General features: G+C 37.1%; 28 protein-coding genes and 1 pseudogene. 6 read left to right on the top strand and 23 right to left on the bottom strand.

Annotated features, from left to right (window positions below; genetic code table 11):
- Positions 1 to 60 precede the first annotated feature (60 nt).
- From HT691_RS11325 to dhaK, 8 genes are all read right to left on the bottom strand, one after another.
- Entirely contained in the window at positions 61 to 273 is a 213-nt protein-coding gene (locus tag HT691_RS11325; RefSeq protein WP_031243545.1) for a hypothetical protein, read from the bottom strand.
- A 48-nt stretch (positions 274 to 321) separates the two neighbouring features.
- On the bottom strand, positions 322 to 534 hold the full coding sequence (locus tag HT691_RS11320) for a hypothetical protein (RefSeq protein ID WP_119943331.1): 213 nt from the start codon (positions 532 to 534) through the stop codon (positions 322 to 324).
- Positions 535 to 645: 111 nt separating this feature from the next.
- Positions 646 to 825: a hypothetical protein gene (locus tag HT691_RS11660; protein ID WP_031243548.1), complete on the bottom strand. Its 180-nt coding sequence runs from the start codon at positions 823 to 825 to the stop codon at positions 646 to 648.
- A 211-nt stretch (positions 826 to 1,036) separates the two neighbouring features.
- On the bottom strand, positions 1,037 to 1,939 hold the full coding sequence (locus tag HT691_RS06510; RefSeq protein WP_023933363.1) for a hypothetical protein: 903 nt from the start codon (positions 1,937 to 1,939) through the stop codon (positions 1,037 to 1,039).
- A gap of 162 nt (positions 1,940 to 2,101) precedes the next feature.
- Complete coding sequence (locus HT691_RS06505) at positions 2,102 to 2,833, bottom strand: hypothetical protein (RefSeq protein WP_172921837.1); 732 nt, start codon at positions 2,831 to 2,833, stop codon at positions 2,102 to 2,104.
- Between the two features lie 623 nt (positions 2,834 to 3,456).
- Positions 3,457 to 3,831 (bottom strand): dihydroxyacetone kinase phosphoryl donor subunit DhaM, encoded by a 375-nt coding sequence (dhaM, locus tag HT691_RS06500; protein WP_050236558.1) that lies wholly within the window; start codon positions 3,829 to 3,831, stop codon positions 3,457 to 3,459.
- Positions 3,831 to 4,406, bottom strand: coding sequence for a dihydroxyacetone kinase subunit DhaL (gene dhaL, locus HT691_RS06495; RefSeq protein ID WP_000990804.1), 576 nt, complete (start codon positions 4,404 to 4,406; stop codon positions 3,831 to 3,833). The genes dhaM and dhaL overlap by 1 nt, the downstream gene beginning before the upstream one ends.
- Before the next feature lie 21 nt (positions 4,407 to 4,427).
- Positions 4,428 to 5,417, bottom strand: a complete 990-nt coding sequence (dhaK, locus tag HT691_RS06490; RefSeq protein ID WP_172921838.1) for a dihydroxyacetone kinase subunit DhaK — start codon at positions 5,415 to 5,417, stop codon at positions 4,428 to 4,430.
- Positions 5,418 to 5,570: 153 nt separating this feature from the next.
- Between dhaK and dhaS the strand changes: the two genes are divergently transcribed.
- Both dhaS and dhaQ read left to right on the top strand, forming a co-directional pair.
- A complete protein-coding gene (dhaS, locus tag HT691_RS06485; RefSeq protein ID WP_000168611.1) occupies positions 5,571 to 6,101 on the top strand; it encodes a dihydroxyacetone kinase transcriptional activator DhaS in 531 nt (176 codons plus the stop codon).
- Entirely contained in the window at positions 6,098 to 7,087 is a 990-nt protein-coding gene (gene dhaQ, locus HT691_RS06480) for a DhaKLM operon coactivator DhaQ (RefSeq protein ID WP_054388122.1), read from the top strand. Before dhaS ends, dhaQ begins: the two co-directional genes overlap by 4 nt.
- A 270-nt stretch (positions 7,088 to 7,357) precedes the next feature.
- Here dhaQ and ptsP read toward each other — a convergent pair whose 3' ends face one another.
- Entirely contained in the window at positions 7,358 to 9,091 is a 1,734-nt protein-coding gene (gene ptsP / locus HT691_RS06470; RefSeq protein ID WP_054388121.1) for a phosphoenolpyruvate--protein phosphotransferase, read from the bottom strand.
- A gap of 5 nt (positions 9,092 to 9,096) precedes the next feature.
- The gene (locus HT691_RS06465) at positions 9,097 to 9,360 is read right to left on the bottom strand and encodes a phosphocarrier protein HPr (protein WP_000146947.1); all 264 of its coding nucleotides are present in this window, start codon (positions 9,358 to 9,360) and stop codon (positions 9,097 to 9,099) included.
- 349 nt (positions 9,361 to 9,709) lie between these two features.
- Between HT691_RS06465 and nrdH the strand changes: the two genes are divergently transcribed.
- From nrdH to nrdF, 3 genes are all read left to right on the top strand, one after another.
- A complete protein-coding gene (nrdH, locus tag HT691_RS06460; RefSeq protein ID WP_000259247.1) occupies positions 9,710 to 9,928 on the top strand; it encodes a glutaredoxin-like protein NrdH in 219 nt (72 codons plus the stop codon).
- Positions 9,929 to 10,008: 80 nt separating this feature from the next.
- Positions 10,009 to 12,168: a class 1b ribonucleoside-diphosphate reductase subunit alpha gene (nrdE, locus tag HT691_RS06455; RefSeq protein ID WP_172921778.1), complete on the top strand. Its 2,160-nt coding sequence runs from the start codon at positions 10,009 to 10,011 to the stop codon at positions 12,166 to 12,168.
- Positions 12,169 to 12,355: 187 nt separating this feature from the next.
- On the top strand, positions 12,356 to 13,318 hold the full coding sequence (gene nrdF / locus HT691_RS06450) for a class 1b ribonucleoside-diphosphate reductase subunit beta (protein WP_050236049.1): 963 nt from the start codon (positions 12,356 to 12,358) through the stop codon (positions 13,316 to 13,318).
- Here the strand turns inward: nrdF and HT691_RS11315 are convergent.
- Entirely contained in the window at positions 13,315 to 13,461 is a 147-nt protein-coding gene (locus HT691_RS11315) for a hypothetical protein (protein ID WP_023933379.1), read from the bottom strand. The two genes, nrdF and HT691_RS11315, sit on opposite strands and share 4 nt — an antisense overlap.
- A 189-nt stretch (positions 13,462 to 13,650) precedes the next feature.
- On the opposite strand from HT691_RS11315, the gene HT691_RS06440 reads away from it, so the two are divergent.
- Positions 13,651 to 14,412 (top strand): DeoR/GlpR family DNA-binding transcription regulator, encoded by a 762-nt coding sequence (locus HT691_RS06440; protein ID WP_050261957.1) that lies wholly within the window; start codon positions 13,651 to 13,653, stop codon positions 14,410 to 14,412.
- Between the two features lie 293 nt (positions 14,413 to 14,705).
- Here HT691_RS06440 and HT691_RS06435 read toward each other — a convergent pair whose 3' ends face one another.
- The 12 genes and pseudogenes from HT691_RS06435 to HT691_RS06380 all read right to left on the bottom strand — a co-directional run.
- Positions 14,706 to 14,963 carry a DUF3884 family protein gene (locus tag HT691_RS06435; protein WP_172921777.1) on the bottom strand — a complete coding sequence of 86 codons (258 nt, stop codon included), beginning with the start codon at positions 14,961 to 14,963 and terminating at the stop codon, positions 14,706 to 14,708.
- A 41-nt stretch (positions 14,964 to 15,004) separates the two neighbouring features.
- A complete protein-coding gene (gene lacG, locus HT691_RS06430; protein WP_172921776.1) occupies positions 15,005 to 16,411 on the bottom strand; it encodes a 6-phospho-beta-galactosidase in 1,407 nt (468 codons plus the stop codon).
- Positions 16,412 to 16,625: 214 nt separating this feature from the next.
- Positions 16,626 to 18,317, bottom strand: coding sequence for a lactose-specific PTS transporter subunit EIIC (locus HT691_RS06425; RefSeq protein ID WP_172921775.1), 1,692 nt, complete (start codon positions 18,315 to 18,317; stop codon positions 16,626 to 16,628).
- Positions 18,317 to 18,634, bottom strand: a complete 318-nt coding sequence (locus HT691_RS06420; RefSeq protein WP_001078331.1) for a PTS lactose/cellobiose transporter subunit IIA — start codon at positions 18,632 to 18,634, stop codon at positions 18,317 to 18,319. Before HT691_RS06420 ends, HT691_RS06425 begins: the two co-directional genes overlap by 1 nt.
- A 34-nt stretch (positions 18,635 to 18,668) precedes the next feature.
- Positions 18,669 to 19,505 carry a transcription antiterminator gene (locus HT691_RS06415; protein WP_088824506.1) on the bottom strand — a complete coding sequence of 279 codons (837 nt, stop codon included), beginning with the start codon at positions 19,503 to 19,505 and terminating at the stop codon, positions 18,669 to 18,671.
- A 396-nt stretch (positions 19,506 to 19,901) separates the two neighbouring features.
- Positions 19,902 to 20,519 carry a hypothetical protein gene (locus tag HT691_RS06410; RefSeq protein ID WP_000201672.1) on the bottom strand — a complete coding sequence of 206 codons (618 nt, stop codon included), beginning with the start codon at positions 20,517 to 20,519 and terminating at the stop codon, positions 19,902 to 19,904.
- A 259-nt stretch (positions 20,520 to 20,778) separates the two neighbouring features.
- On the bottom strand, positions 20,779 to 21,759 hold the full coding sequence (lacD, locus tag HT691_RS06405) for a tagatose-bisphosphate aldolase (protein WP_001229139.1): 981 nt from the start codon (positions 21,757 to 21,759) through the stop codon (positions 20,779 to 20,781).
- A gap of 1 nt (position 21,760) precedes the next feature.
- Complete coding sequence (locus HT691_RS06400) at positions 21,761 to 22,690, bottom strand: tagatose-6-phosphate kinase (RefSeq protein ID WP_172925304.1); 930 nt, start codon at positions 22,688 to 22,690, stop codon at positions 21,761 to 21,763.
- A gap of 10 nt (positions 22,691 to 22,700) precedes the next feature.
- Positions 22,701 to 23,216: a galactose-6-phosphate isomerase subunit LacB gene (gene lacB / locus HT691_RS06395; RefSeq protein ID WP_138701402.1), complete on the bottom strand. Its 516-nt coding sequence runs from the start codon at positions 23,214 to 23,216 to the stop codon at positions 22,701 to 22,703.
- A 30-nt stretch (positions 23,217 to 23,246) separates the two neighbouring features.
- Positions 23,247 to 23,672, bottom strand: a complete 426-nt coding sequence (gene lacA / locus HT691_RS06390) for a galactose-6-phosphate isomerase subunit LacA (RefSeq protein ID WP_000029271.1) — start codon at positions 23,670 to 23,672, stop codon at positions 23,247 to 23,249.
- Positions 23,673 to 23,829: 157 nt separating this feature from the next.
- Positions 23,830 to 23,913 (bottom strand): annotated as a pseudogene (locus HT691_RS06385) (aldose epimerase); the annotation flags it as partial.
- A gap of 200 nt (positions 23,914 to 24,113) precedes the next feature.
- Positions 24,114 to 24,302: transposase domain-containing protein (locus HT691_RS06380; protein ID WP_240154008.1), on the bottom strand; the 189-nt coding region annotated here is incomplete at its 5' end.

Genomic DNA, 24,302 nt, shown 5'->3' with positions numbered 1-24,302 from the left:
AAACTTAAAAGTGGTAAAGTATAACAAAAATAATAGTTCTAATGGATTAACTAATCCATACTAATCTAGTGAATGATAGAAAAATCTTCTATAAATTCGAGCAATAGTTAAAATAAATACAAATATGACTCCCAAAATAGATAACACTATTTTCACAAAACTCATTTCAGAGCCTATTACATAGATATGAAAAAGAGGGGCTAGTCCTACACATAGAGACAATAGATAACTACTAAATCTTATCTCACCAATTCCTGCAAAAAAATGTTTCATTTTAAATATCCCAATTTTACCTTTCATCTTTATAATCCACTAACAACTCTATTGACTTCTCTTTTTTTTGAAAAATCTTGACAGCAAATTTGCTCCGCCTAATGCCACTAAGATTTCAATGGGCAAAAAATAGTAATCCCATATCAAATGAGAAATTAGCAATGATAGAAATAGTATACAATCAATATAACTATTCTTAAAATATTCTGTAATTACATAATACAGAAATGCCACAACCACTGAAATTAAAACAACCATCATAATACTATTATCCTGTCCTTAAGTCATTTTACATTTTCCATCCCATTCATCAATAGCATTAAAAAATCCAATCAATAAATGATTACCTACTCACTAATACTATTCTAAAATTTAATTTTTTGGGGGATTTAGTAACGCAATTCCAATTAGCAATACACCTAATATAAATAAAAGTATTTCCCAAAATTTATTCTCAGTTTTAATAAAAGGTATAAGATACATACTAACCAATATGGAACTTACTCCTATAATAGCAAATATTATTCTGGCTTTATCACTTAGTTTAAACATATTTAATTCCCCATAAAATAAGTACATAATCCATTCACTGCAACGCTTCTCCAAAAAAAATTCCTTGTGAAGAGATAATACTCCATTAAGTTACACTATCTCTTCATTATTTAGATAAGATACTTTTTTACCTAATCATATTCTATAGATGAACAGATTTGCAAATCTAATTAGCTAAAATTATTTCATTTGCTGTACGAACAGGATGAATCTAGATTATCTTCTTATTACTAATCAATATCCTTCGTGATTTCACCTTGGCATATTCTCTATTCATACAGAAATCAAAATTTTGCCTTAACCAACTTGTATAATAGAAAAAATCTAATTGATTGATTCTAATAAGTTGCATTCTAATTTGATCAACCTTTTCTGGCCAGTTATGATTTTTACTAATAGTAATTTCATACATCAGTAACTCGGCAAGACCTGTACACAGAAGGGTATTCTGAGAATCTTCAATTTTTTTCAAAATATCCTCAAAGATCTCGCTATCCGTTAAAAAGGTGGATTGGTTAATCGCATCATACAGCAGAATACACATTAAGTCAGAATAATTTAGCTCTGATTTTTGTATTTTATCCTTTAAAGTATTGCTCAAATCCCTGTCAAACGAATCTTCTTTTTGCCATTTATTTTGATTGAAAAGAAATTCCGTCTTATTAAAAACGAGATGGTTGATGTCCATTATATTCCAAAAAAATATTGTAGTAAGCACAATTAGGACAATAGGCATTTTAAAAATAAAGGCTACGATAATGGCTATCTCAAGAATAAAACTCCATATAATTCTAGATTTCAAATCATCAGTAGACAAACTTTTACGGTGGAATGAAAAATAGGGTGAGAATCTCACATTTACTTTCTTCTTTCCTATAAAAATAAAAGGAAAAATCGTAATAAGGCCTCTTTTCTTGTATAAATCTTTCAATGCATATAGTAGGTCCAAAACTATTTTTGAGAAAATCAAACTACAGAAAGTAAGACTCATACTGATAATAAAATCAAGGGGAATTTCTAGATTCAATGGCAAGTTATTCACTAAGACATGCAACTCTAACCATAAACCTAAAAAAGGGAGCATTAGTAAGAAAATAATTAGTTTACGCATCATAATTTTACAGTGTCCTTACCTTTTTTAATTTTGCATAAATCATCATTGCTATGATTAGCATCAAAAAAATGACATTCATCCAAATAATCAACTTTTTAGACAAACAATTGCTTCGATATTATGTTTTAAAAAGAAGAATCCCTTGTATATTTTCAATTTATCTCACTTCTTATTTTTAAATAATTCATACTCTTTTTCTCTGATAAAGGGAAGTGAGAAATTAGAAAAAATTAGTAGAATTGAAAACAGATATTCGTCTTTTTGTATCACTAAAACATAACCTAAAAATAAATAGACAATCAAATCTAGTACAAAAAGAGAAAATATCCTCCTTTTCATTACCTCACTTGTCTTAAAGATTCTGTTTAATAGAACCTTTATCGTAGTATCTACACAAATTTTTATCAAAAAAATAAGAGTCAGTACATGATTAGCAACTGTACCATGAAGAATAAATGGAAATACAGTTAATATAAAACTAGAAATCTCTAAATATTTTATCCAAGGAGATTGAGACATCTTACTTTTAAACTGACTGATTTTCCTATACTCGCTAGCTAATCTAGTATCAAAATCTTTACCAATTATATTAAAGATTAAGAACTCCAGGATAAAAATACTGATTAATACGATATAAGTAGAAACCTTTCCTGGGAAATATTTATTGATTAAAATCGGGAAACTCATTAACAGAATCGAATTTATGGCTAGGCAGATAGATACTATTTTATTTTTCGCTGAATATATAGGGAGCGATACTATCGAATAGAGAAACGCTAAAAAAATAAGCAAGAAATACTCTGTGCTGCTAATTAGCGGCGCCCTTAATGATAAAAATAGATAGGCACCCCACACGATGATATGCGCTTTACGAATTGACTCTAAACTACTCATCTACCTACTCCTAAATCTATTTTTAGTTCACATTCTCTTTCCAACAAGTCATAAACGTTTCATGATATTTCTTTCTTCTACATTAGATAAAGTCGAAATACATTTTTTGCAAGTGAAAATATTATTATTATTATTTGGAAACCCAAAATATCTATCCCTCTTCTAGACCTAAACCAAGTCAGATTAAAGATACAAATATAATGGTAGGGCTTTCTTTTACTTTAGACTACCATAAAACAAGGAATCTTTCAACAAAATTCATTGGCAAACTACTATTCTAGAAGATTGACAACCCAAATCGTTCAGAATAGAACAATCCTAACTATCGAATACCCTAACTTCATAAATATCCATGTGATTCTAGGTCTAGAATTCCTATAAACTAAATGTTTTCGTACTCTTCTAAGTAATTGATTGCCTTAAACTTTAATTTTTGAAGGATTCTAAAGCTAGAATAGTCTCATCACAATCAGTTTTGAATGATTCACAATTTAGAAACACTATAGGTTTACTCTTGTTAAAATAAAAAGGAACTGCCCAAAGCAATCCCTTTTTATTTACTTAAAATTTGATAGTTGAGATAATCAATAGCCCACCTATAAAAAGTGTTATAGTAAAATTCCTTATTTATTGATTTCAAGCTCAGACAACTGTGTTTGAATAACTGACAGTTCTGCACCAGCCTGAAGAAGAGCAGCTGCAGTATAAGCACCTTCTACAATTGGAACCCTATTGATGATGATACTTTTATCACTGAAATCAGCCACCATTTCTAAGTTCATTTTAGCAGAACCCAGGTCAAAAAAGGCTAATAAGGTATCTGCTGGATTTTCGGAAACAACCCTATCTACTTGATCAAAACTTGTTCCAATTCCTCCATCTTCGGTTCCTCCTACATAAGTAATCGGAACATCTTTAGCTACTTCACTAATCAGTTCAACGACACCTTCTGCAATGTTTTTGGAATGTGAAACGATAACAAGACCAATACTTCCCATTAAACCACCCCAGTTTCTAAAAGAGCAGTAAAGAGTAATCCTGATGAGAATGATCCAGGATCAATATGTCCAAGAGAACGTTCTCCTACATAAGACGCCCTTCCTTTAGTTGCAAGTAAATCTTTGGTAGCATTCACTACCTTATCAATAACCTCTTGAGTCAATTGACCAGCAGACAAAGCAGCAATAACAGGAGTCCAAACATCAACCATTGTCTTTTCTCCAACTTCTGCTTTCCCACGTTTGACAATCATATCCAAACCGCTTTGTAAGATTTCCTCTATTTTCGAATTAGAGTCAGCCTTGGCCATGCCCATAAAAGCAGAGCCATACAAGGGACCAGAAGCACCGCCTACCTTACTCAGCAGTTGCATTGAGACAAGTTTAAACACATCACTGTTAGTTTCAAATTGCTTTCCTTCTAAGTTTTCCATAACTGCAGCCATGCCACGCGCCATATTTCCACCGTGGTCTCCATCTCCTATCGGAGTGTCTAACTCACTAAGGTAATCTTTCTGTTCTTGAATCTTTTCATTAAAAAGCTTCATCCATTCAAGAGCTTGTTCAGCATTCATTTGACATTTCCTCCTTGACTCTTACCAAGCTGGTGTAGTAACAGGTGCATTTAGAGCAGCCAACCACTCATCATCTGCCAATCGAATCAATGTTAATGACAAACCAGCCATATCGATTGAAGTCATATAGTTTCCAATTTTCTTAAATGCCAACTCAACACCTTTTTCATGGAGTAATTTAGCCACATCATTTGCAAATACGTATTGCTCCATAAGTGGTGTGCTTCCTAAACCATTGATGAGAAGCCCATAGCGTTCACCAGCTTTAAGTTGGAAACCTTCAGATAATTTTTCAACCAATTCTGAAGCCAATTGTGCTGAAGGTCGCATTTTCTCTTTTTTATATCCAGGCTCACCGTGAATACCAACTCCATATTCAAATTCATCATCTTCTAGAACAAATCCTGGTTTCCCAACTTCTGGAACAGTAGCGCCAGATAGAGCTAATCCAATTGTTTTAATTTCTAAGACAAGTTTGTCGGCCAAGTCCTTCATTTCAGATAATGATTTACCAGAACGAGCTGCAGCCCCCAAAATTTTATGGACTAATATAGTACCTGCAACACCTCGACGGCCTTGGGTATAGAGACTATTTTCAACAGCGATATCATCATCAACCACAACACTTGCTACATCAATACCTTCCATTTCAGCAAGTTCTTGTGCAATTTCAAAGTTCATAATGTCACCAGAATAGTTCTTGATGACCATGAAAACTCCAGCACCTTCATCAGCCGCCTTAATGGCTTCTAAAATTTGATCCGGAGTAGGTGAAGTGAAGACTGCTCCACAAATGGCAGCAGACAACATTCCATCTCCTACAAATCCAGCATGACTGGGTTCATGTCCTGAACCTCCACCTGAAATGAGTCCAACTTTTCCTGTCTTTTCTGCCTTTCTAACGATAACATCAAAACCATCTAAGCGTTGAACCAAGTCATCATGCATGAATGACAACCCCTGCAACATTTCATCAACAACTTGTGTCTGTTCATTTATAATTTTTTTCATGAGAAACTCCTTTCGGCATCTACCTTTGTTTTCGATTTCATTATATACTTTTTATTGCTGGATGATAAGGGACAGATTCTATTATTTGTCCCCTTTTAAACCCGTTTCAAACATTTTTTTGGTAAAATGAAGTAAGTAAAAGAAAGGCTTCCTATGGCATCATCACTCATTACAAAAAAACGGATTGCCAAGGCATTTAGAGACCTATTAGCTACTAGAGAATTTGATAAAATCTCCATTGTAGATATCATGGAATCAGCTGGCATTCGTAGACAGACCTTTTACAATCATTTTCTTGACAAATATGAACTGCTAGACTGGATATTTGAAACTGACTTAACCGAGTATATCACCAATAACTTGGACTTCATTTCAGGCCAAAAACTATTACAAGAATTATTTCTTTATTTCGAACAAGAGCGTGATTTTTATATTCAACTTTTTGATATTCAAGGGCAAAATAACTTCTATGACCACTTTATCAGCTACTGTCGCTTGCTTGTATCAAAAATTTTAAGAGAATATGGTCAGATTGATAGCGATTCATCTGCTTATACTTGTTTTTTGCTAGATTATCACTCACATGCTCTAGCAGAAATCGTGAAGGCTTGCGTCAATAAAAAAAGTCCAGTTCCACAACCAGACTATCTCATCATGACAATTATTGGAAAGAGGCCACAATGACATTTATTTCAAATCATAAACAGAAAATTATTTCAAGTTACATTTCAGCAACTGTCAGCAGTCATCCTGAATTAGAAAAACACCCTACTTTACCACTAGTCTATCAAAAAAATCGCAATCCTCATCAGGTTCCAATATTGTCGGGTGGAGGTTCCGGTCACGAACCCGCTCATATTGGATATGTGGGAAAAGGAATGCTTACTGCTGCTATCTATGGCCAATTATTTACTCCTCCTACAAGAACTGAAATCTTAGAGTCCATTCGTTTTTTAAACAATGGTCACGGTGTCTTCATCATTGTAAAAAATTTCGAAGCAGACATCAAAGAATTTAGCTGGGCCATTAATACTGCTAGACAAGAAGGAATTAAGGTCGGCTATAGTCTAGCACACGACGATATTTCTATTGAACCTCACAATAGATTTCAAATTAGAGGAAGAGGGCTTGCAGGGACTATTTTACTTCATAAAATCCTAGGATATGCGGCTCAGAACGGTGCTGACATCGAGCAACTAACTAATTTAGGTTATGAACTTGCTACCGAAATCGCAACAATTGGCTTTGCAACGAAATCTGCTAGTCTCCCCCAAGCCACCCTTCCACTATTTAACTTAGCAGAAGGAAATATTTCTTATGGTATTGGGATACATGGCGAAGAAGGCTATCGTATCGTCCCATTCCAATCATCGGAAATCCTTGCAAATGAAATTATAAGTAAATTAAGATTGCACCATCATTGGAAAAAGGGTGATCAATTTATATTGCTTGTAAATAATCTAGGCACTACTACCAACCTAGAAATGGGCATATTTATCAATGATCTCCTTCAACTCTTAGAAATTGAAGGAGTCACTATTACCTTTATAAAATCAGGAACATTTATGACCAGTCTGGATATGGCAGGTATATCTGTAACTCTTTGCCCCGTAAAAAACAAACAGTGGTTAGAAGCACTCAATGCTCCAACGACAGCTTTTGCATGGTAATTTGCTTGTATAATCCAAAAGGGCTACATCACTTGATAGCCCTTTGCTTTTATCTTATACTCAATGAAAATCAAGGAGCAAACTAGGAAACTAGCCGCAGGTTGCTCAAAACACAGTTTTGAGGTTGTAGATAAGACTGACGAAGTCAGTGAGCATATCTACGTTAAGGCGACGCTGACGTGGTTTGAAGAGATTTTGAAAGAGTATTAGACCATACTTTTCCAAAATGCGCCCAAAAAACCTTGCAACTAGGTTACAAGGTTAATCACATTAATCAAAATTAACGTATTCTTTTTGAAGTTCAAGAACTTCTTCCATTGTTGAGCATTCTGTAAGGGCACGGTTTGCGTACTCTTCCATCTTAGCTGTGTCGAGTTTCTTCATCAAGCTGCGTGTACGAAGTACAGATGTTGCTGACATAGAGAACTCATCCAAGCCCATTCCGACAAGCAGTGGAACAGCTGTTTGGTCACCAGCCATCTCACCACACATACCAGCCCATTTACCTTCAGCGTGAGCTGCCTTGATAACGTTGTTGATCAAGCGAAGGATTGATGGGTTATATGGTTGGTAAAGGTATGAAACTTGTTCGTTCATACGGTCTGCCGCCATTGTGTATTGGATCAAGTCGTTTGTACCAATTGAGAAGAAGTCTACTTCTTTAGCAAATTGGTCTGCAAGCATGGCTGCTGCAGGAATTTCAATCATGATACCAACTTGGATATCATCTGCAACTGCAACTCCTTCTGCAAGAAGGTTTGCTTTTTCTTCGTCAAAGACTGCTTTAGCTGCACGGAATTCTTTCAAAAGGGCAACCATTGGGAACATGATACGCAATTGACCATGAACAGAAGCACGAAGAAGGGCACGGATTTGTGTACGGAACATTGCATCTCCAGTTTCAGAAATAGAGATACGAAGAGCACGGAATCCAAGGAATGGGTTCATTTCATGTGGCATATCGAAGTAAGGAAGTTCCTTATCTCCACCGATATCCATTGTACGAACAACCACTGGTTTACCATTCATTCCCTCAAGAACAGCCTTGTATGCTTCATACTGCTCATCTTCAGTTGGGAAGTCTTGAGAATCCATGTACAAGAATTCTGTACGGTAAAGTCCAACAGCTTCTGCACCGTTGTTGTTAACACCTTCAACGTCTTTTGGAGTACCGATGTTAGCAGCCAACTCGAAGTGTTTACCGTCAGCAGTCACTGTTTGAGCATCTTTCAAAAGTGCCCATTCAGCTTTTTGTTTAGCATAAGCTTCACCAGCTGCTTTAAATTCTGCCGCTTGTTCATCTGTTGGGTTGATAATCACTTCACCAGTAATTCCGTTAACGGCAAGGATATCACCGTCTTTGACGATTTCAGTGATGTTATTTGTTCCCAATACAGCTGCAATTTCAAGTGTACGTGCCATAATAGCTGAGTGGCTTGTACGTCCACCGATGTTTGTTACAAAAGCTTTTACAAAGTTTTTGTCCAATTGAGCTGTATCAGATGGTGTCAAGTCATGCGCAATCACGATTACTTCTTCATTGATAGAAGCTGGGTTTGGCAATTTCTTACCAAGAAGGTTTGCCAATACACGTTTTGTCACGTCGCGGATATCCGCTGCACGTTCTTGCATATATGGGTTGTCTTCCATGCCTTCAAAGATCGTGATGAACATATCAGTCACTTCTTTAAGACCTGCTTCTGCATTGACTTTCTTAGCACGAATTGTTTCTTTAATCTGACCAATCAATTCTGGGTCAGAAAGAACCATCAAATGAGCGTCAAAAACTTGAGCCGCTTCTTCACCAAGCGTACCTACAGCTTTCTCGCGGATAAGAGAAAGCTCGTTTTGAGAAGCTTCAAGAGCAACATCCAAACGAGCCTCTTCTGCGTTTGTATCTTCGACTGAAATAGTCTCGAATGACAAATCCGGTTGAACGAGTAGATATGCTTTTGCAACTGCAACACCGTCAGATGCCGCGATTCCTTTAAGCATTTCTGTCATTTCCCTTATGCCAATCCTTCTTTTTCCATTGTTTCTGAGATTGCAGCGATAGCGTCATCTGCATCTGCACCTTCAGCTGAGATAGTTACGTCAGCACCTTGGCCAACACCAAGACTCATAACACCCATAATTGATTTAAGGTTAACTGATTTACCTTTGTACTCAAGAGTGATATCTGAAGCAAATTTGCTAGCAGTTTGTACCAACAATGTTGCTGGACGTGCGTGAATACCTGTTTCTGCCACTACGTGGAAATCTTTAGAAGCCATAGTTTGACTCTCCTTTTGTTCTTTCTTTTTTGAGTTATATGTGATAACCCTTACAATTTGGTATTATATCATCTTCTAGGATTTTTTTCAAGCATTTTCTGGATTTTCCTTCAATTTCCTTTCAGATAACTTGCTGAAAATCTTCTATCCTAGATAACAAAACACAGGATATAGTTTCTTCAAAAACAATTTATAGGATAATTATTGCTGTTTTATAAAACAAACACTACATATTGTGTTTTGTGAGCTTGACTAGAAAAACAGACCACTATATTTAGTTCAAATCATTGACAAAATTTTATTTTCTGATATACTAGGATAGTATTAAATTTTGAAGAGGAGTTACACAATGGTAACCGTTTATTCTAAAAACAACTGTGTCCAATGTAAGATGACCAAACGTTTCTTGGACAGTAATAATGTCTCTTATCGTGAAATCAATCTTGATGAGCAACCTGAGTACATCGATCAAGTTAAAGAGCTCGGTTTTAGCGCAGCTCCTGTTATCCAAACACCAACTGAAGTCTTTTCAGGTTTCCAACCAGGAAAACTGAAACAATTAGCATAATCTTAGTACATCATCCAGAAGAAACTGCTTCTAGGGCTAACTTAGAGTCCTTTCTTTTGTAATTAGATAAGGGAAATTTTATGGGATTAAAACATCTTGAAGACGTGACTTACTTCCGTCTCAATAACGAAATCAACCGTCCTGTCAATGGACAAATCATGCTTCATAAAGATAAGGAAGCCTTGGATGCCTTCTTTAAAGAAAATGTCGTTCCAAACACTATGGTTTTTGATTCAATTAAAGATAAAATCAACTACCTCATTGACCACAACTACATCGAAACAGCCTTTATCAAGAAATACCGTCCAGAGTTCTTGGAAGAATTGGCTCAATTTATCAAAGACCAAAATTTCCAATTCAAGTCTTTCATGGCAGCTTATAAGTTTTACAATCAATATGCTTTGAAAACTAACGACGGTGAATACTATCTTGAAAGCATGGAAGACCGTGTCTTCTTTAACGCCCTTTATTTTGCTGATGGGAATGAAGCTATTGCAATCGATATTGCCAATGAAATCATCCACCAACGCTACCAACCTGCTACTCCTTCCTTCTTGAATGCTGGACGTGCTCGCCGTGGGGAGTTAGTATCTTGCTTCCTAATCCAAGTAACGGATGATATGAACTCTATTGGACGTTCTATCAACTCAGCCCTTCAACTTTCACGTATTGGTGGTGGTGTGGGAATTACCCTCAGCAACCTTCGTGAAGCTGGTGCACCTATCAAGGGTTATGAAGGAGCAGCCTCTGGGGTTGTGCCAGTTATGAAACTCTTCGAAGACAGCTTCTCTTACTCTAACCAATTGGGGCAACGTCAAGGTGCAGGAGTTGTCTACCTCAATGTCTTTCACCCAGACATCATCGCCTTCCTTTCAACTAAGAAAGAAAATGCCGATGAAAAAGTTCGTGTTAAGACCCTTTCACTTGGTGTTGTAGTACCAGATAAATTCTACGAATTGGCTCGTAAAAATGAAGAAATGTACCTCTTCAGTCCTTACTCTGTAGAAAAAGAATACGGTGTGCCATTCAACTACATTGACATCACTGAAAAATACGATGAATTGGTCGCGAATCCAAATATTCGCAAGACAAAAATCAAGGCGCGTGATTTAGAAACTGAAATCTCTAAATTGCAACAAGAGTCTGGCTACCCTTATGTAGTCAACATCGATACGGCTAACTGTGCAAATCCTGTTGATGGTAAGATTATCATGAGCAACTTGTGTTCTGAGATTCTTCAAGTTCAAGAACCAAGCTTGATCAACGATGCTCAAGAATTCCTTCAAATGGGGACGGATGTTTCATGTAACCTTGGTTCAACCAACGTGGTCAACATGATGACTTCACCTGACTTTGGTCGCTCAATCCGTGCTATGGTTCGTGCTTTAACTTTCGTTACAGATAGTTCACACATCGTAGCTGTACCAACTATTGACCATGGAAATAGCCAAGCTCATACCTTTGGTCTTGGTGCCATGGGACTTCACAGCTACCTTGCCCAACAACTCATTGAATATGGTTCACCTGAGTCTGTTGAATTTACAAGCATCTACTTTATGCTTATGAACTACTGGACTTTGGTTGAGTCAAACAATATTGCGCGTGAACGTGGTATTACCTTCCACAACTTTGAAAAATCAGACTATGCTAAGGGAAGCTACTTTGATAAGTATATAACTGGCGAGTTTGTTCCAAAATCAGACCGTGTTAAAGAACTCTTCAAAGATGTCTTTATCCCAAGTGCTGCTGACTGGGCTGAACTTCGCGACAAGGTTCAAGCAGATGGTCTTTACCACCAAAACCGCCTTGCTGTAGCGCCAAATGGTTCGATCAGTTACATCAACGACGTTTCTGCTTCTATCCACCCGATTACGCAACGTATCGAAGAACGCCAAGAGAAGAAAATTGGGAAAATCTACTATCCTGCTGCTGGCTTGTCTACAGAAACCATTCCTTACTACACTTCTGCCTACGATATGGATATGCGTAAAGTCATCGATGTTTACGCTGCTGCGACTGAACACGTGGATCAAGGACTTTCACTCACCCTCTTCATGCGCAGTGACATTCCAAAAGGCCTTTACGAATGGAAGAGGGAAAATAAACAAACGACACGTGACTTGTCCATCCTTCGGAACTATGCCTTTAACAAGGGAATCAAGTCTATCTACTACGTCCGCACCTTTACAGATGACGGTGGAGAAGTCGGTGCCAACCAATGTGAAAGCTGTGTGATTTAGTTTCTAGCATAGAAACACTATTTTTCCCTAAGCAGCACTGATAAAATCAAATCTACTAGGTCATAACATAATTTATGTAACATTTTAAAAGTCGGGCTTCCGACTTTTTGTGCGATACTCCTATAGAATTATGGTAAAATAGAAATAATTGTGAGTTCGCAATACTAAACACAGAAAGAGATTTCAAATGGAAACTTACTACAAAGCCATTAACTGGAATGCCATCGAAGATGTCATCGATAAATCAACTTGGGAAAAGCTGACGGAGCAATTCTGGCTCGATACACGTATTCCCTTGTCAAACGACTTGGATGACTGGAGAAAGCTATCTAACAAAGAGAAAGACTTGGTCGGAAAAGTTTTTGGTGGTTTAACCCTTCTCGACACTATGCAATCTGAAACTGGGGTTCAAGCCCTTCGCGCAGATATCCGTACACCACATGAGGAAGCTGTTTTCAATAACATCCAATTTATGGAATCTGTTCACGCTAAATCTTACTCATCAATCTTCTCTACCTTAAATACTAAGGCTGAGATTGAAGAAATTTTCGAATGGACCAATACCAATCCTTACCTACAAAAGAAGGCTGAGATTGTCAACGAAATCTACCTAAACGGTAGCCCACTTGAAAAGAAAGTTGCTAGCGTTTTCCTAGAAACCTTCCTCTTCTATTCAGGTTTCTTCACTCCCCTCTACTATCTTGGTAACAACAAACTTGCCAACGTTGCGGAAATCATCAAATTGATTATTCGTGATGAATCTGTTCACGGAACCTACATTGGTTACAAATTCCAACTTGGTTTCAATGAATTACCTGAAGAAGAGCAAGAAAAGCTAAAAGAATGGATGTACGACTTACTCTATACTCTTTATGAAAATGAAGAAGGCTACACAGAGAGCCTCTATGACGGTGTTGGTTGGACGGAAGAAGTTAAAACCTTCCTTCGTTACAATGCTAACAAGGCTCTCATGAATCTGGGACAAGATCCACTCTTCCCAGACTCAGCAGATGATGTCAATCCAATCGTTATGAACGGTATTTCAACAGGAACATCTAACCACGACTTCTTCTCTCAAGTCGGAAATGGTTACCTCCTTGGTGAAGTTGAAACCATGCAAGATGATGACTACAACTACGGTTTGGACTAATACTCTTCGAAAATCTCTTCAAACCACGTCAGCTTCGCCTTGCCGTAGATATGCTCACTGACTTCGTCAGTCTTATCTACAACCTCAAAACTGTGTTTTGAGCAACCTACGGCTAGCTTCCTAGTTTGCTCTTTGATTTTCATTGAGTATAATTCTCCACCACTCTCAATCATAAAAAGTAAACTAGAAACAACAAAATAATAACTTAATAAAAATATCGAAAGTTTTGAAAATAAACCTCGATATTTTTGTTTTTGTTTTATTTTGTTGTTTTTGTATTTGAATGATGAGCTAGTTTATGGTAAGATAGTAGTAGGAAACGAGGTGATAATATGCTCAAACAAGAAAAATTAACCAAAATTTTAGAAACAGTAAATAGTAAAGGAACCATAACGGTTAAACAGATTATGGACGAAATAGCCGTTTCAGATATGACTGCAAGGCGCTATTTACAGGAATTAGCTGATAAAGATTTGCTGATTCGTGTGCATGGTGGAGCTGAAAAACTTCGAACCAACTCCCTTTTGACTAATGAGCGATCAAATATTGAAAAACAAGCCCTCCAAACGGCAGAAAAACAAGAAATAGCCCGTTTTGCAGGCAGTCTAGTAGAAGAAAGAGAAACTATTTTTATTGGACCAGGAACAACATTAGAATTTTTTGCGCGTGAGTTGCCTATTGACAATATCCGCGTCGTGACCAACAGTCTACCTGTTTTTCTGATTTTAAGCGAACGAAAATTAACAGATTTGATTTTGATAGGTGGAAATTATCGCGATATTACAGGTGCTTTTGTTGGCACATTGACCCTACAAAATCTCTCTAATCTCCAATTTTCTAAAGCTTTCGTTAGCTGTAATGGTATTCAAAACGGGGCTCTAGCTACTTTTAGCGAGGAAGAGGGAGAGGCTCAAGGCATCGCTTTAAATAATTCTAATAAAAAATATTTACTCGCAGATCATAGTAAGTTCAATAAGTTTGATTTTTATACTTTTTATAATGTATCAAATCTTGATACTATTGTTTCAGATTCTAAACTAAGTGATTCAATCCTTTTTGAACTATCTAAACTTACTAAAGTCATCAAGCCTTAATCAACTGAAAGATTCTGGGTAACAACTCAATTTCAGAAGAAAATGAAGTAAATCTTCCCACAATAAAACGCATAGTATCAAGTTTTTTCAACACCTGATATTATGCGTTTTTCTGCGTTAAAGACTTTTTGCCCAATTGCTTTATCTGCCACCTCAAAGCTATGCATTGAGAAATCTGCGACTCGCTTCCTAGTTTAAATTTGCTCTTTGATGTTCATTGAGTATAAGCAAGGTGATTAGATAAGAGTTTTACAGAGTACTAAATATAAGATTTAACTTTTTTGAGAAATTGGTTACGATTGTTGAAACGGCATAAAATCTGAATCAAAGGAGATAGTATCCCGTTCTTCAGGATTGATAACATTTAAAAATAGATTTTTAAATTCTGCCAGCTCATCATCTGAATGACAAATCCATTCTTTACCAGTCGAGACATACCATTTCCCAAGATTTTTCAACTCCTCATTCGTCAAACACGGTATTTGAGAACATTTATCAAAATTGATAATATAAACTTTTTCATAAATTGATTGGATAAAATCTTTGAACATCTTTTACCTCACTAAAATTCTATATCTAATGACTCATTCTACTACTCAATCACTTGAGTTTCCGCTACTTTCTTGTACCAGTGAGCTGATTTCTTAGGATAACGTTCTTGAGTTTCAAAGTCTACATAGAAGAGACCATAACGTTTCTCATAACCGTTTGACCATGAGAAGACGTCCATCAATGACCAAATGAAGTAACCTTTTACATTCGCTCCATCTGCAATCGCATCAGACAAGACTTCCAAGTGTTGTTTCACATAATCAATACGACCATCGTCGTAAACAGTATTATCAACGAACTCATCTTTATAACCAAGTCCATTTTCAGTGATGTAGATTTTCTTATAGTTCGGATAATCTTTCTTCACGCGCATGATTTGGTCATACAAACCTTGAGGGTAGATAATCCAATCCCAATCCGTACGTGGTACATAATCAGGAGCTACACGACGACCAACACCTTTGATTTGATATTTAGAGCTTCCTTTCTCACCCTTACCATTATGAATGATTTCAGTTTCGCCATCAAAGGCTTCCATCCAGTCACTCATATAGTAATTGATTCCAAGGAAGTCGTTCAAGTCTTTCGCAGCTTCTAATGCTGTGAAATCTTCTTCACGAAGATCCAAACTACCACCATTGACTGATAAGATATGGTTGACACCTTCCATGGTTTCAGCTGAATAGCGACCTAGATAAGTTGCGTCTAAGATGAATTTATTGTGGATGATATCTTCCAACTCAGCTGCACGAACATCTGCTGGATTTTCATGATCTAGAGGATATTTAGTAGGCAGGGCGTGAACAACACCAATTTCCCCTTTATATCCTTTATCTTTATATAGCTTGACTGCACGTGCATGAGACACCATCATATTGTGGTGCGATTGGAAGACTTTGGCAAGGTCGTACTGAATACCTGGAGGGAATTTCCCAACCAAGTATTGACCATCACCGATTGGTCCAATTTCATTAAAGGTTGTCCAATAGTTTACTTCTGGAAATTCTTCAAAACAGAAGGCAGCGTAGTCTACAAAATGTTCGATATTTTCACGGTTTAAGAAGTCTCCATTTGAGTGGAGAGCTTCTGGCGTGTCAAAGTGATGAAGAGTTACAAAGGGCTCAACATGACGTTTGTGACACTCTGCAAATAAATTATGATAAAACTCAACACCTTTAGCATTTACTTGACCATAACCAGTCGGGAAAATACGTGACCAGGCAATAGAAATTCGAATGCCATTGACACCATACTCTTCTGCTAGCTTGAGGTCAACTGGATATCGATTGTAAAAATCACTGGCTGGTTCTGCAGTGTACCAGTAGTTATCTTCAAGATATTTATCCCACGCTACTGGTCCTTTACCATCAGTATGTGTAGCACCTTCTGCTTGATAGGCAGCTGTTGCGCCACCAAAAATAAAGTCTTTTGGAAGTGTTTTTGTCATTTTTTTCACCTATTTCTTGATTTAAATAAAGTAAAAGTGAGAGGAGAGGAGTCAGTGAGCCATCCTTCTCCATCTCACTTCTTGTACCAAGTCACCGAATTGTGACATGAGGAGGTAAAAACGATATCTTTTTACCGACGAATTAATAAGGCGATTAGGAAATTCGCCATAGCGATTTCCGTAACGATGGGAGACTGTTTCACAGTTCCTAGCCTTAATCGAATTGCTCTTGTACAAATGCTAGAGCACCTTTTCCATCACGAGTTAATTTGATGTATTGAGCGCCTTCTGTCTTGGCAAGTTTAATACCGAGCTTATCTGTTTCTGCTTTCATGTCTTCAAAGTTTGAAGCAACTTGAGGGGCAAGAATAACAAGATCAAACTCTGGTAACATTTCACGGTGAGCACCATAGCCACCTGCTGCTGCTTTCACAGGGACATTGTATTCTGCTGCTGCCTTATTCAAAGCATTTGCAAGGAGTCCACTTGTACCTCCACCAGCACAGAGAACGAGGACATTTGTTTCTTCAGTGATTTTATTTTGTGCTGCTTCTACACCCGCTTTTTCAAGAATAGCATCCGCTTTTGCAGTGTTGAAGTTTGCAGCAACTTTTTCTTTCAATTCATCATTAGATTTACCTGAACGTTCTTCTTCTAGAATTTGTTCATCATAAACTTTAAGGAATGGGTAGTAAATGACTACGTCAACCACAATTAGAAGGGCGGCAAGAATGAATGATAGCACTTGGAAGTTAGTTCCAAGAACTAGACCTAGTGGAGCTGGGGTTGTCCATGGTAGATTAGCAGTAAATGAATTCATTCCAAGAGTTTCAATAAAGAATTTAAAGATCCATACGTTTGCGATTGGAGCAAAGATAAATGGAATGAAGAAGATTGGGTTCAATACAAGTGGTGCACCAAACAAGATTGGTTCGTTGACACCGAAGAAGGTAGGAACTACTGAAGCACGTCCGATTGCACGGTTACGTTTAGATTTTGTTAACCACATGAACATGAATGGAACAACTAGTGTCGCACCAGTACCACCCATGGTAACGATAAACATTTGTGTACCAGAAGTAAGAATCTTGTCAGCGTGCATACCTTGTTGGAGAAGGTTCAAGTTGACTTCGGTATTGGCATAGGTAATAGCTGCGATAGCTGGCTCAACGATAGATGGACCATGGATACCAACAAACCAGAAGAAGGCAAAGGCACCAAAGATAATCGTAATACCTAGATAACCATCAGCTGCAGAGAAGAGTGGTGCAAAGAATTTACCGATTGATTCTGCTACACTAGCACCCACAAAATGACGTGCTAGTAAATCAAGAGCATAAAGAGAAACCACTGATAGAGTGAATGGAATCACATCTTTAAAGATTTGTGAGATATTTGGTGGAACTTCGTCAGGCATACGAATAGTGACGTTGTTCTTAACACAAACCTTATAGATGGCTACGGTAACAAAGGCAGCAAGGAAGGCTGAAAGCAAACCTTTTGTCCCCAAGAATCCAGTAGCTAGACCATTTTCGATAGGATCAGCTGCTAACATCAACAAACCAACAATTGCTGCCAACAATGTTGACATATAGTTGATTTGATTGGTTTTCTCCATGCTACGGTTAACTGAGTCGGTCAATGACTTGGCAGTTGTACCAGCTACTAAGAGAGCCAAAATTCCCATTGAATAGCTATACGGTTTCATCAGAAAGGCTACAACTTCATCAGACCATTTAAAGCCCCATGAGTTTGGTACAAAGGCAATCAAGATAAAGATACTTGAGAAGAGAATAACAGGCATACCAGCAATAAAACCATCACGAATAGCACGAAGATAGATATTACGAGATAGTTTCTCAAAGAAAGGCTTTCCTTTCTCGATAAATGCAATGAGTTTGTTCATTATTTAACTCCTCTCTTATAAAGTTCGATTAAGTGGTGCATCAAGTCTTTTAACAAGATAGTTGTCATCAAGTGGTCTTGGCCATGCATCATGGTTACACTATAAGCTAAATCCTCACCAGAAGCTTCCTTAGTCAATAGACTTGTTTGCGCGTGGTGAGCCTCTGCAATACAGCTACCAGCTTCCTCTACCAGAGCGTCCGCTTTTTCAAAATCACCAGCTTCAGCAGCCTTTAAAGCTTCCAATAGTTTTGAACGAGCATCGCCAGCATAGGCTACGATTTCAAAACCTAACAATGTTACTTCTTCTCTATTCATGATAGAATTCTCCTTATATAATTTTAAATAATTTTTATGACAATAAACGTTGGATATGTAGAACTAGATAAACTCGTTCACTTTTATACAAATCAAGACCCGTATGTTGCGTAATCACATCATAGATCTTGGAACCAATCTCGAAGGCTTTTGGATAGGATTGTTTAATATGATCTTCCATATCCAGAAGTGATTGGTTATCATCTCTAGATCTGTCTAAATAATCCAAGAAATAATTCAAATGAATCATAAAACGATCATAGAAATGGTTATTCTCTTTGGTTCGTTGAATTGCATAGTCCTTCAAAACTTCTTCAACATTCCTGAGAATTTCTTTCCTCTTATCAATCGTCTCCACAAGTTCCACTTCATTTTCACCTTCGGCATTAATGAAATGATAAGCAATCCGAATAATTTCGTCCTCAGGAAAATGATCCGCTAGCTTCTGACGGTAAATTTCAAAAGCTTCATTTGCGATTTGAAAAGCGACAGGATACTTAGTGGAAATATCTGGCAGATTACTATCCTTGTACCTTCCTTGAGTTAGAGCTTGGTAAGAACAGTAAATATGATCTGTCAAGGTTACATAGAGATACTCTTGAATCGGATAATGATATTTCTTTGATAGCTTATCAATGATTTCATAGGTCACTGTGATAAAATCAAGCGGAACATCTTTGAGAAGAGCCATAAAGTTTTCTCTGGACTCTTCGGTCTTCATCCGAAAGATTTTCTCAACCTGGTGTTCAGCAATCAAATCTCCCTTCTTCTTTCCAAATGCAATCCCCTTACCAATTACAATCACTTCTTCTCCTTTATCATTTCTGACAAGCGAGACATTATGATTCATTGGATTTAGAATTCGATACATGTCAACCTCCTTTTATATCTTAAAGGTATATGAGTACAAAAAATGACCACAAATGAACTAGAAAATCATCCGATTCCTAATTCACCCGTGATCATGCCTAATATTACTTAGTAACACTCACCTTGTATTAACTTGTGATTTAAGTATAGCACAAGCAAGTCATTTTGTAAACCTTTACATACAACTTTTTTTAAACTTAACTATGTTCTAAAATACATCAAACAGAGGATCTGTTTTTATTTATTTTTGTAAATCAAAACAAAAACAGGAAGACAGAAAAATAAAAAAGTAGCTACATTTTTAAAATTCATTAAATCTAATAAACAAAGAACACAAGAAACTATAAAACAAAATACGGTTATTTTTTTAAACGAACTATTCATAAAGAAATAACCTTTAAGGTAAATCTATGGTGTAAACAAGGTTTACAAATGGCACCTCTACTGTAGCTACAGCAACTGTCCAATAATTTTCTACAGCAGTTTTTACAGCCCAGCCAATCGCACCACTTATTACAGCAACAAACCCAGCCGTAACAGGATTAACCGCAAATTGTTTTAAATGCCATCCAGCATATCCAGTAGCGAAAGCTCCAGCAGCCCAGCCACCCATCCCCCTCACTTGAGGACCAAGATTGAAACGAAAACCTACAGGACCTCTTTCGTAAACGTTAGGCAACTCTTTTACAGCTTCATACATCAAACTTGCTTCTTGTACAGAAATACCAATATTTTTTGCTAGCTCTTCAGGAGTACCTTTTAAATTTATATTTCCAAATTTATCTACATAAAAATAATCTTCCAAAATTTGACCAGCATTTACAATATCTTCTGAAACCGAAACATTATAAAATTTATTCCCATCAACATTCAAAACAATATCATTTGCTTTATCTACTCTAGTTAGGGCACTATCTGCAAATACAGAATGACTAACCATAGGTAAGGCTGATGAGAATATTGAAACAATACCTAGTCCTACAACTAACGCTTTAAAACTCTTTTTAGTAGCCATTTATCTTCTCCTTTTATAAAACAACGAATTGAAATGTGCGTCTAAATATAGTTTATTCTGGCAATATTGTTTCCGTATTATTCCTTCCTAGCTCGTAAAATAAACTATACCTTATTTTTATTATACTTCATCTAGTTACTTTCTAATTCATATTAACTTGTGATTTAAGTGTAGCACAAGTAAGTTAATTTGTAAACCTTTACATACAACTTTTTTTAAAATTTTTTTAGATTCATGTTCCTAACCTAGGAGGACTTGCTTACACGCGTTCTTTCCATGAAGTCGCTGTTGTTTGAAGAACTTTGTTGAGTTCGTCAATGTTTTCAAAACCAGTTGTGCGAAGCCATTCACGAGCTGCTGCTTCACCATCTTTGATGTATGCTTCAACTGATCCAGCCCATGTAGCACGGCCACAAAGAACTCCGTTAAAGTTTGCACCTGATTCATGAGCAAATACAAGAGTATCTTGGAAGAGTTTAGCTGATACACCAGCACTCAAGTAGATGTATGGCAAGTTCGTTGCTTCATCTTGAGCTTTGAAGAAGGCTGCTGCTTCTTCACGTGTGTAAACCACTTCACCTTCAGCGAAGCCTTCAACATATTTAATGTTAACAGGAACTTCAACTTTCAAGACATCAATGTTAAAGCGTGGGTCTGAAAAGACTTTCATAGCGCCGATAACTTTGTGTGGTTTTACTTTCGCGTATTCTACAGAACCTGCATCCGCAATTTTTTCATCGTAAGCAAGGATTTCAAGGAAGAATGGGATATCTTCAGCCACACACTCAGAACCGATGCGTTCGATGTAGGCTTGTTTTTCTTGATTGAGTTCGTCTGAGCTATCTACATCATAGTAAAGCAAGAATTTAACTGCATCTGCACCTTCTTCTTTAATACGTTTTGCAGACCAAACATCCAAGCAGTCTGGCAAGCGTTTTGTGCTTGTTGTGTCATAACCTGTTTTTTCATAAGCAAGGAGAAGACCAGCTTTTTCATCAAGAGCTTTAGTTGCTGGAAGTCCATACTCAGGGTCAAGAAGCATAGATGAAGCGTATTTAGTCAATTCATCTGCTACCAAGACTTTAAGTTCTTCCATTTGGGCCACAGTTGGTTCTTCTGTTTGGTGTTGAGCCATGAGGCGTTTCAAAGCACCACGTTGGTCAAATGCAAGAGCTGAGATGATACCATTTTCATCAGAAAGTTTTTCTAAGCGTACACGTTTTTGTTCTGTTAAAGCCATTTTATACCTCTTTTACTATTAATTGATCATATAGAGCTTGATAGTTGGCCATGTTGACATGACCAGTCATTTTTTCTTGAGCATTGAGCATACCAAGGACATTTGCCTTGATGAGTAATTCTGCATCCGATTCTTTGTGAAGAAGTCCTGAAGAAATTCCTGCCACAGTAGAGTCTCCAGATCCAACAGGATTTACCACCTGAATTCTAGGAATATCTACCTTGTAGAAAGTGTCACCATATTTGGCAAAAGTACCGTTGGCACCAAGTGAAACAATAATCCATTCAATACCTGCAAACAAAGGTTCCTGAAGGACTTCTTTTAATTCATCCAAATCCTCAGAAACTTCTCTTCCTAGAAGTTGAGATAATTCCTCATTATTTGGTTTGATGACTGTTGGTTTATGTGGTGATTCAAGAACCGCCTGAAGTGCTGCACCAGAGCAGTCCAAGACAACAGGCTTGCCAGCTTGATTAGCAAGTTCTACCAAGCTCGCATAGTAATCAACTGGAAGACCAGCTGGCAGACTACCCGATATGGCTACTACTTCAACTGATTCCAAGAGTTTTTTGAAATGTTTCAAAAAGTCTTGACCTTCTTGTTCCAATACTTCAGGACCTTTTTCAAGAACTTCTGTTTGGTTGTCTCCGTGGAGAATAGCAATACAGTTCCGAGTTTCTCCCTGAATTGAGAAGAAATCTTTCTTTACTTGATCATCGATATGTTCAACCAAAAACTCACCAAGTTTGCCACCTACTAAACCAGTAGCAAGAACAGAATCCCCAAATTCTGAAAGTACTCGGGTAACATTGAGCCCCTTACCACCAGCCGTTTTGGTTACATCCACCACACGATTGACAGTATCAATCTTTAACTCATCCAAGGGATAGGAAATATCAATGGATGGGTTCATTGTGACTGTTAAAATCATAGGTCACCTCTTAGTCGTGGTATTCTCCGCGATCCCATTTTTCAAGGAATTCAGTGAAGAAGTTTGCGTCTGTTTGTCGAGCATTGTGACTTTCAAGGTGTTCAATTTTCGCAATCAATTTCTTGTTTTCTTCAGATGGTTTGTATTCAGCATGGATGAAAGCTTCGATGATATCACACATAAGCAATTCACCAGTAATCTTACCACCAAAACCGATAACGTTAGCGTTCAATTGCTCTTTAGCATAAAGGGCTGTTGTCATATCACGAACCAAGGCAGAACGAACACCTGGAACTTTATTTACAGCGTTGTTGATACCAACACCAGTACCACAGATACATACCCCAAGATCAGCTTGACCGCTAGTTACAGCTTCCCCTACTTTTTTACCAAAGATTGGGTAGTGAGTACGTGTATGGTCATAGGTACCAAAGTCAATAACTTCATATCCTTTTGATTTCAAAAATTCTGAAACCGCCATTTTTTCATCTGTTACGATGTGGTCACATCCAATTGCAATTCTCATTTTTAACTTACCTTTCTTACTATAATCTAATTAGCACATTTTGTTCAACATGTCGACACGAATTTGGTGACGTCCACCATCATATTTACCGTTAACAAATCCTTTAGCGATGTTTTTAGCCAATTCATCACCAACAAGTTGTGCACCCATAGTGATCATACGTGAGTTGTTGTGGCCACGAGTCATATAAGCTGAACGTTCGTCAGATACTTCTGCAGCAACCATTCCTTTGATCTTAGTTGCGACCATAAATGGACCAGCTCCATAAGCATCAATCACGATACCAAGGTTTTGTTCTTCTTTGTTTACTTCTGCAGCAACAGCGAGAGTCACATCAACAAAGTCTTGACCTTCAGCTGTAACATCCACAAGGTGGAAGTTTTCTTTTTCTAAGAAGTCTTTCACCACTTCTTTTAATCTCAAACCTGCAGCATCTGCACCGATAACAATAGACATATTGTATACTCCTTTTTATTTTTTCTAGGCTGGATTCCAGCAGTGTATTGGCTGTCTTTAAGAAACAGTCAATTAGTCCTCACAAACATAATATACTACTATTGTTTGAAAAAGTCAATAGTTTGTGTTTGTTTTTGTTGTTTATTTTTTTGATTTTTTATAAAACTTCTATCTCAAACCCTAATTCTTCAACCTGATTGGCTTCTAAGAGACGAACATTCTTCTTATCTTCTAAATGATTTTCTGCTGAATTTTAAGCAGAATGTCATTTCTCTTTTTAAAATCAAAAGGACGAGATTGTGGAAGCTCTGTGGGACTAATAGGTTGTGGCATTAAAATATCCTCCAATAGTTTTACTTTACTGTAACCGCCCAATAACGAAGTATATTGAAAAATCTCCAGACTAGAGAACTCACGGATAGTTCCTAATCTGGAGATTTCTTATTTGCACTTTTCTTGTACAACTTTAGTCCATGGTAAATAAGCCTCTAAAACCTCTTTGTTTACGAGAGTTTCCTCGTTTGGAAGACATTCTAGAAGATAGGATAGATATTTTTCACTATTTAGTTGATGACGTTTAGCTGTTTCCAACAAACTCATAATAATAGCTGTTGCTTTAGCTCCTTCAAA

It is taken from the genome of Streptococcus sp. 477, from assembly GCF_013277295.1.
Taxonomy (GTDB): domain Bacteria; phylum Bacillota; class Bacilli; order Lactobacillales; family Streptococcaceae; genus Streptococcus; species Streptococcus pseudopneumoniae.
Note: the sequence above shows the minus strand (reverse complement) of the source record. Positions and strands in the feature narration are given on the sequence as shown.